This window comes from Pararhizobium sp. (assembly GCF_035497515.1).
GTDB lineage: Bacteria > Pseudomonadota > Alphaproteobacteria > Rhizobiales > Rhizobiaceae > Pararhizobium.
The window spans coordinates 19,951-27,450 of record NZ_DATJDJ010000153.1; the positions used below are offsets into that span (position 1 = coordinate 19,951).

The window sequence follows — 7,500 nt, forward strand, 5'->3', positions numbered from 1 at the left end:
TGCAAAAATCGGATCCGTACATCCATTTCCGTGATGCGAATACCGCGTGATCTCAGGTACGGAAGCCCTGGCGGGCTTTCCTGTCACGCTTTTGCTTTCCAAGGGAAAGCGTGCCCCGCAACGGGGACGAAAGAGGCGGGTCGCGAAGCGCCCCGCCCTGCACCGCCTGATATCAGGCCTGTGCCTTTTCGATGAACTTGACAGCGTCGCCGACCGTCAGGATCGAGTCTGCTGCATCGTCGGGGATCTCGACGCCGAACTCTTCTTCGAATGCCATGACCAGTTCGACGGTGTCGAGCGAGTCCGCGCCCAGGTCGTCGATGAAGCTTGCGCCTTCCGAAACCTTTTCGGCATCGACGCCAAGATGATCAATAACAATTTTCTTTACGCGTTCTGCTACGTCGCTCATGTCGGATTCCTCGACCTTTGTTTTTCTCAACGATGCCGTTCTGACATCGGTACCCTATTAACGCCTGAAAGATCAAGACGATCCAGCAGGCAATTCCTTCAATCGGAAGAGCGGCAAACCACGCACGGAAAGCTGGCGTGAACCTCATATCGTCCGATCGACTGCGCACAGTCATGGCCCGCTTAACACGGTTTAAGTCTGCCGCAAAGTCCGAAAATGGCCGGGAATGGCTTGGTCAACACGCAATTCCCGGTATTTGCACCTCGCCCCTCCGATTGACCCGGAATCGCGGCGGCGCAGGCGTTTGACGCCGGTCAGATCATCGCCATGCCGCCGTTGACGTGAATGGTCTGGCCCGTCACGTAACCGGCTTCGTTGGAGGCCAGATAAGCGACGGCTGAAGCCACCTCACCGCCCGTCCCCATCCGCTTCATCGGGATGGCGCCCATGATGGCATCCTTCTGCTTGTCGTTCAGCTTGCCCGTCATCGCGCTTTCGATGAAGCCGGGGGCAACGCAGTTGACCGTGACGTTGCGGGTGGCGATCTCCTGCGCCAGCGACTTGGAAAAGCCGATCATGCCGGCCTTGGAAGCGCAGTAATTGGCCTGGCCCGGATTGCCGGTGACGCCGACGATCGACGTGATGTTGATGATACGGCCATGGCGGCGACGCATCATCGGATGAGTGAGTTCGCGCGTCAGCCGAAAAACGGAGGTCAGGTTGACTTCGAGGACGGCATCCCAGTCCTCGTCGCTCATGCGCACGAACAGGCCGTCCTTGGTGATGCCGGCATTGTTGACGAGGATATCGACACCGCCGAGGTCGGCTTCCGCCTTTTCGCCGAGCGCCTTTACGGCGGCACGGTCGGACAGGTTTGCCGGAAACAGGTGGACGCGCTCGCCGAGCGAATTGCCGAGTTCCTCAAGCTTCTCGACGCGCGTGCCGTGCAGGCCGACGATGGCCCCCTGGGCGTGCAGGATGCGGGCGATTTCCTCGCCGATACCACCGGAAGCGCCGGTAACGAGAGCCTTGCGGCCGGATAGATCGAACATGGTGAGTTTCCTCCTTTGGAGCGAATAGCGAATAGGGAGTGGCGACTAGGGGAAGAGCAATCGTAGCGGCAGCTTTCTATTCGCTATTCGCCATTCGCCTCAATTCAAGCAAGCAGGGTCTGGAGCGCGGCGTCGATATCGGCGGGCGAATTGATGGCGACGCCGCTCACCGTCTTGTCGATGCGCCGTGCCAGCCCTGTCAGAACCTTGCCGGAGCCGACTTCATAGAGCGTCGTCACGTTGTTGGCGGCGAACCATTCGACGGTTTCGCGCCAGCGGACCTGGCCTGTAACCTGCTCGACGAGCAGGCTTGCGATCTCGCCGGCATCGGTGACCGGCGCCGCGCGCACATTGGCGATCAGCGGCACGACCGGATTGCGTTTCGAAACGGTCGCGAGGGCGGCCTGCATGGCATCGGCGGCGGGTGCCATCAGCGATGAATGGAAGGGGGCCGAAACCGGCAGCAGGATGGCGCGCTTGGCGCCCTTTTCTGTGGCAAGGGCGGCCGCTTTTTCAACCGCTGCCTTCTCGCCGGAAATGACCAGTTGGCCACCGCCATTGTCATTGGCGATCTGGCAGGAGCCAAGCGCTTGAACCTCCTTGCAGACGGTATCGACGTCGGAATGCTCCAGCCCGATAATCGCCGCCATCGCACCCTTGCCGACCGGAACCGCCGCCTGCATGGCATTGCCGCGGATGCGCAAAAGCCGCGCCGTATCGGCAAGCGAGAAGGTACCGGCGGCGCAAAGTGCCGAATATTCGCCGAGCGAATGGCCGGCGACATAGGCGACCTTCGATTTCAGATCGAGCCCGTTGGCCTCCAGCACGCGAAGCGCTGCGATCGATACGGCCATCAGCGCCGGCTGGGCATTGGCCGTCAGCGTCAACGTTTCTTCCGGTCCGTTCCACATGGTGTCGGAGAGCTTTTCACCAAGCGCGTCATCGATCTCGGCGAAAACGGCGGCGGCCTCCGGAAAGGCGTCGGCCAGATCCTTGCCCATGCCGAGCGCTTGGCTGCCCTGTCCTGGAAATGTGAAAGCGATGGCCATGAGGTTGATCCCCCTCGTCATGCGCGGCGGCGCGCAGTGTGAATGTCCCGGACGCTGTCGTAAGGCAGGCCGCATTTTCCTTTCCATTCACATTCCTGTGCTGCAAGTCAAGGCTTGAGCCGCGTCGCGCATTCTTTGTGAGCCATGGCGTGCTTTCCTCTTGCGCCGCAGCAAGCAGCCTTTACATTCGCCGCCGAACCAAATCGAGGTACGTGACACACATGAAATTCAAGACACTCGGCCGCACCGGCATCCAGGTTTCCGAAATCTGCCTGGGGACCATGACATGGGGAACGCAGAATTCCGAAGCGGAAGCCCATGAGCAGATGAGCTATGCCGTGGAACAGGGCGTCAACTTCTTCGACACGGCCGAACTCTATCCCGTGACGCCGGCAGGTCCTGAAACCCGCGGCCTGACCGAGGATTATATCGGCACCTGGCTGAAGGCGAGCGGCAAGCGGGACGATATCGTCGTCGCCACCAAGGTCTCCGGCCCCGGCCGCCCCTATATCCGCAACGGCACGCCGGCAAGCCCGAAGACGATGCGCGAGGCGCTGGAGATCAGCCTGAAGCGCCTGCAGACCGACTATGTCGATCTCTACCAGATGCATTGGCCCAACCGCGGACATTACGGCTTTCGCAACTCCTGGACCTACGATCCGTCCGGGCAGGACAGGAAGGCCGTGCCGGAAGAACTCCTGGCCATTCTCGAGGCGCTGGGGGATTTCGTCAAGGAAGGCAAGGTCCGTGCTGTCGGCCTTTCCAACGACACGGCGTGGGGCGTCATGACGATGCTGTCGATCGCCGAGAAACATGGCCTCCCGCGCCTCGCCTCGATCCAGAACGAGTACAACTTCCTCTACCGCCAATTCGATCTCGACCTTTCGGAAATCGCCCATCATGAGCATGTCGGCCTGCTCGCCTATTCGCCGCTGGCCGCCGGCCTGATGACAGGAAAGTACCTGAACGGTGCAAAACCGGACGGGTCACGCCTGAGTATCAACGGCGATCTCGGCGGCCGTTATACCGAATATCAGGAACCGGCCGTCGCCGCCTATGCGAAGCTTGCCAAGGCGCATGGCCTCGACCTTGCCCAGATGCAGATTGCCTTCAGCCTGATGCGGCCGTTCATGACTTCGGTCATCATCGGCGCCACCAGCATGGAACAGTTGAAGACGAATATCGGCGCCAAGGATGTAAAGCTCTCGGCCGAGGTGCTGGCCGGCATCGCCAAGCTGCACAAGATCTACCCGGCACCGATCTGACCGATCGGCACGGGTTACGCCGGCACGAAACGGAAAAAGCCACGATCCCTGCGGACCGTGGCTTTTCGATATTGGAACTGCTGCTTGATCAGGACAGCTTGCGGATCATGCCATAGACGATCGTGCCGTTGGCGCCGAACTCGACGCTTGCCGAGAACTTGTCCTTCGGAGCGCTGGCATGGATGATGTTCCACATGTCGGCCTTCGAGCGCAACAGCAGCGCCCAGTTCATGAACGTCTCCATGTAGCCGTCGTCAGGCACCTCGCGGGAGAAGTTGGCGAACAGGAAGGAGCCGTTCGGCTTCAGCATGTCCAGGCAAGTCTGCGTCAGCTTGATCGCCACCTTGTCGGCCAGATAGTCATAAAGACCGGCCGCATAGATGAAGTCGAACGTGCCGATCTTGTGCGACTTGGTCAGAAGACCGCGAACTGAACCATCGATCGCCTCGATGCAGGTGCCCTGGAAGTCGCGGGTCATCGAGCCGACGCTCTGCGGATCCTGGTCCAGTGCTACCCAGCGCTTGATGCCGCCGTTCTTCAGCGCGACGGAGCGATCGGCTTCGCGCAGATGACCGGCTGCCACCGTCAGGATTTCCGTGCCAGGCCCCTTCTCTGCCGCGATGGCATCGACATGCTTGGTGAGCAGGTCGCGGCGCTCGCGGACCGCAACCGGCGATGGCGAATTGCGGGTATATTCAAAAAGCGTGCGGCCGAGCGGCGAGGCATTGGCGACTTCTTCTGCGACGCTTTCATGGCCGTAGATGAAGTCGATCAGATGCGCGTCGCCGGAATAGCCGCGCGGCTTCACGAAGGACCAGCGCGTGAACGGGTCGTGGTGAAAATAGTCAGCAACCGGATGGTTCTGAACGATCGGGATCAGTTCCTGCCAGACATTGGGATGGTACTTGGCGCGCGTCGCGTTCAGCGAGCTGATCAGCCGATGGATGATCTTCGCCGGCTCCACGTCTTCCTCGATCTGCTGCTGGGCGATCTTGAGAATAATGGCCAGTTCCGCCCTGCCCGTGGCGACCTGATCATAATGCAGGTCGGCCCGCGCCGACGCCAGTTCACTGTTGATAGCCTTGGGGGTGATCAGGCTTTCGCCGTCGAAAACAATCTGAGCTTGGGTCAATGCTGAAACCATCCGTTAATACGCGCTTAACAATATGCTTAAAATTGTAATGATCTCCAGTACGAAATCGCGACTATCGCGTGATATGGTTAATTGCGCTTGAAACCATCGGTTTATCTGGGAGAGGGTAAATTGCAGTATCCCCGAATTCAGACAAACTTAATGCACTTCGCTTAATCTGCTCCGGAATGCTGCGCTTTCCTGTTAGGCAGAACGCCCGATCAGGGACGCGCCTTCGCGCATGGGCAACGCCAACCTGGAAGTGACCTCAAGCTCGAAAGAACCATCAAGCAATGGATTTGGTGCATGAAGCACACATTGGCTGACGTCGTAGAGATCGATCTTCATAACGAGCCGCAGCGCCTCCCGTCGGAGGAACTGCGGCGGCTCTACGCTGAGGAGGGTGAGGCCGGACGCCGGCAGGATACCCGGCGCGGCTTGTGGATTTCGGTCACGATCTATCTGTTGTTCTCGCTGACGGACATTCTGCTGATCCGCGACGTCGCAGCCTATACAGTTGCCGCGCGCTTCATCATTTCGGCGATCATGCTCTCGGTGATGGAGTGGCAGATCTATCGGGACGCCGGCGCCGACGCGATCGACAGAACCTGCGCCGTAGCGCTGGTTTTCGCCTACGGCGGCTGGCTGCCTGCCGCGCTGATGACGGCGGACACGCTGACCATGTCCTATTACATGGTCTTCGGTGCGATCTTCATGCTGAGCGTCAACCTGTTCTTCAGCTTCAAGTTCCGTCTGTCGCTCATCGCGTCCGGCATCATCGTGGTGCTGTTCCTGGCCGCGCTGCAGACCTTCCCTCAGGAAGCTCTGTTCTACAAGATGACCTTCGGCGCGTTCAGCATTTCCTGCTTCCTGTTCAGCTCCTATATCAACTGGAAGCTCAACCGCGAGCGCTACAACGTCTTTCTCAACGCGCTCGAAGCCCGTTACCAGCAGAAGGAAGCGTCGGATCGTGGCGATGCGCTGCTGCGGCTTTCCAACACCGATCCGCTCACCGGTCTCGACAACCGCCGTGCCGTCGACCAGCGGCTGCGGGACTACTGGAACGACTGGCAGAAATCGGGCAACAATTTCGCCGCCATCCTGATCGATGTCGATTTCTTCAAGCGATACAACGACTGCTACGGCCATCAGGAAGGCGATCGCTGCCTCGTCCTTGTCTCGAACGCGCTGAAAAAGGCCATCCAGCCCTACAACGGTTCGATCGGGCGCTTTGGCGGCGAAGAATTCATCGTCATCGCCCAGCTGGATTCCCACGATCAGGTCGCGGCGCTTGCCAACCTGATCTGCCGGACCGTCTTCGACATGGAACTGGTGCACGAACAGCGCCGGGACGGCGTCTCGATCGTCACCGTCAGTGTCGGCGCAGCCTATACCCGCAGCAATGCCGGCTCCAAGCTCGAGAAGATCATCCACGACGCCGACCGCGCGCTCTACAGCGCCAAGGCCAGCGGCAGGAACTGCGCCAAGCTGTTCGACCCGAACGATCCGCAAACCAGCGACGAGAGCGAAAACGTCGCGGCGCTCCTGAAGATCGCGGTTGCCCAGAACCTCGTCTCGCTCGTCTACCAGCCTATCCAGAACGCGGCGAGCGGAAAGCTCGAGGCCTTCGAGGCACTGATGCGCCTGCGCATGCTGGACGGCACGCCGGTGACACCCGGTCTGTTCATTCCAATCGCGGAGCGCACCGGCGCGATCCTCGAACTCGGCCGCTGGGCGATCCGCACTGCCTGCCGCGAACTGCTGATCGACAGTCAGGTCAAGGTCGTCAGCGTCAACGTCTCACCGATCCAGTTGAAGACGCCCGGTTTTGCCGCATCGGTCGCCGCGATCCTCGGCGAGACGCAGGTGGCCGGCAACCGTCTGGCCTTCGAGATCACCGAAGGCCTCGAAATGGAGATGCATTCGGACATCCTGCGCTGCATCAGCGACCTGAAGACACTCGGCATCCGCATCTGGCTGGACGACTTTGGCACCGGCTTTGCCGGCCTGTCCTGGCTGCGCCTGATCGATTTCGACACCGTCAAGATCGACCGCTCCTTCCTGCACGACACCAGCAGCCCGCGCGGCAAGGCCATGCTGCGGGACATTGTCGGGCTGGTTCGCAACCGTGGCCACAAGATCCTGGTCGAGGGCGTCGAGACCGACGAACAGCTGAAGCTGATGCGCGAATTCGGCATCGACCAGGTCCAGGGCTTCCATGTCGGCCGCCCTGCCTCGGCCGACACTTTCCGCGCCACCTCGGTCAACGATACGCGCCCGAACTGTCTTGTCAGGCCGGCGTGAGAACCTGACAGACGACTGCCACGCCGACGGCTTTCCATCTAAATTTCCCGATCACCCTTGCTTCCACGCCGAAAATGCGTATAAGCGCGCTGTTCGCAACACCCGGTCTTCTGGCTGGTGGCTGAACGGAGGGCCGGTTTCCCTTAAGAAACCTGTCAGGACCTAAAGGGGTCCAGCCTCCCGTGTCTCCGCTCTCGACCGTCTCGAAACAACACTTTCTTGCCGGCTGTCCGCAGCCACTTGAACAGTCGTTGAGGCTTAGCCGCCGATTTCCGGGTGACGATTAACG

General features: G+C 60.3%; 6 protein-coding genes. 2 read left to right on the forward strand and 4 right to left on the reverse strand.

From position 1 onward, the window contains the following. Positions 1 to 172: 172 nt before the first annotated feature. The 3 genes from VL202_RS15475 to fabD form a co-directional block, all read right to left on the reverse strand. Positions 173 to 409 carry an acyl carrier protein gene (locus tag VL202_RS15475; protein ID WP_018327362.1) on the reverse strand — a complete coding sequence of 79 codons (237 nt, stop codon included), beginning with the start codon at positions 407 to 409 and terminating at the stop codon, positions 173 to 175. 314 nt (positions 410 to 723) lie between these two features. Continuing rightward, a complete protein-coding gene (gene fabG, locus VL202_RS15480; RefSeq protein ID WP_325464992.1) occupies positions 724 to 1,461 on the reverse strand; it encodes a 3-oxoacyl-[acyl-carrier-protein] reductase in 738 nt (245 codons plus the stop codon). Positions 1,462 to 1,565: 104 nt separating this feature from the next. Then, positions 1,566 to 2,510 carry an ACP S-malonyltransferase gene (gene fabD, locus VL202_RS15485; RefSeq protein ID WP_325464993.1) on the reverse strand — a complete coding sequence of 315 codons (945 nt, stop codon included), beginning with the start codon at positions 2,508 to 2,510 and terminating at the stop codon, positions 1,566 to 1,568. 221 nt (positions 2,511 to 2,731) lie between these two features. Between fabD and VL202_RS15490 the strand changes: the two genes are divergently transcribed. Continuing rightward, positions 2,732 to 3,775: an aldo/keto reductase gene (locus VL202_RS15490; RefSeq protein ID WP_325464994.1), complete on the forward strand. Its 1,044-nt coding sequence runs from the start codon at positions 2,732 to 2,734 to the stop codon at positions 3,773 to 3,775. 88 nt (positions 3,776 to 3,863) lie between these two features. On the opposite strand, the gene VL202_RS15495 is transcribed toward VL202_RS15490, so the two are convergent. Beyond that, complete coding sequence (locus VL202_RS15495) at positions 3,864 to 4,907, reverse strand: class I SAM-dependent methyltransferase (RefSeq protein WP_325464995.1); 1,044 nt, start codon at positions 4,905 to 4,907, stop codon at positions 3,864 to 3,866. Positions 4,908 to 5,213: 306 nt separating this feature from the next. Between VL202_RS15495 and VL202_RS15500 the strand changes: the two genes are divergently transcribed. Then, positions 5,214 to 7,211, forward strand: a complete 1,998-nt coding sequence (locus tag VL202_RS15500; protein WP_325464996.1) for a GGDEF and EAL domain-containing protein — start codon at positions 5,214 to 5,216, stop codon at positions 7,209 to 7,211. Positions 7,212 to 7,500: the final 289 nt, after the last annotated feature.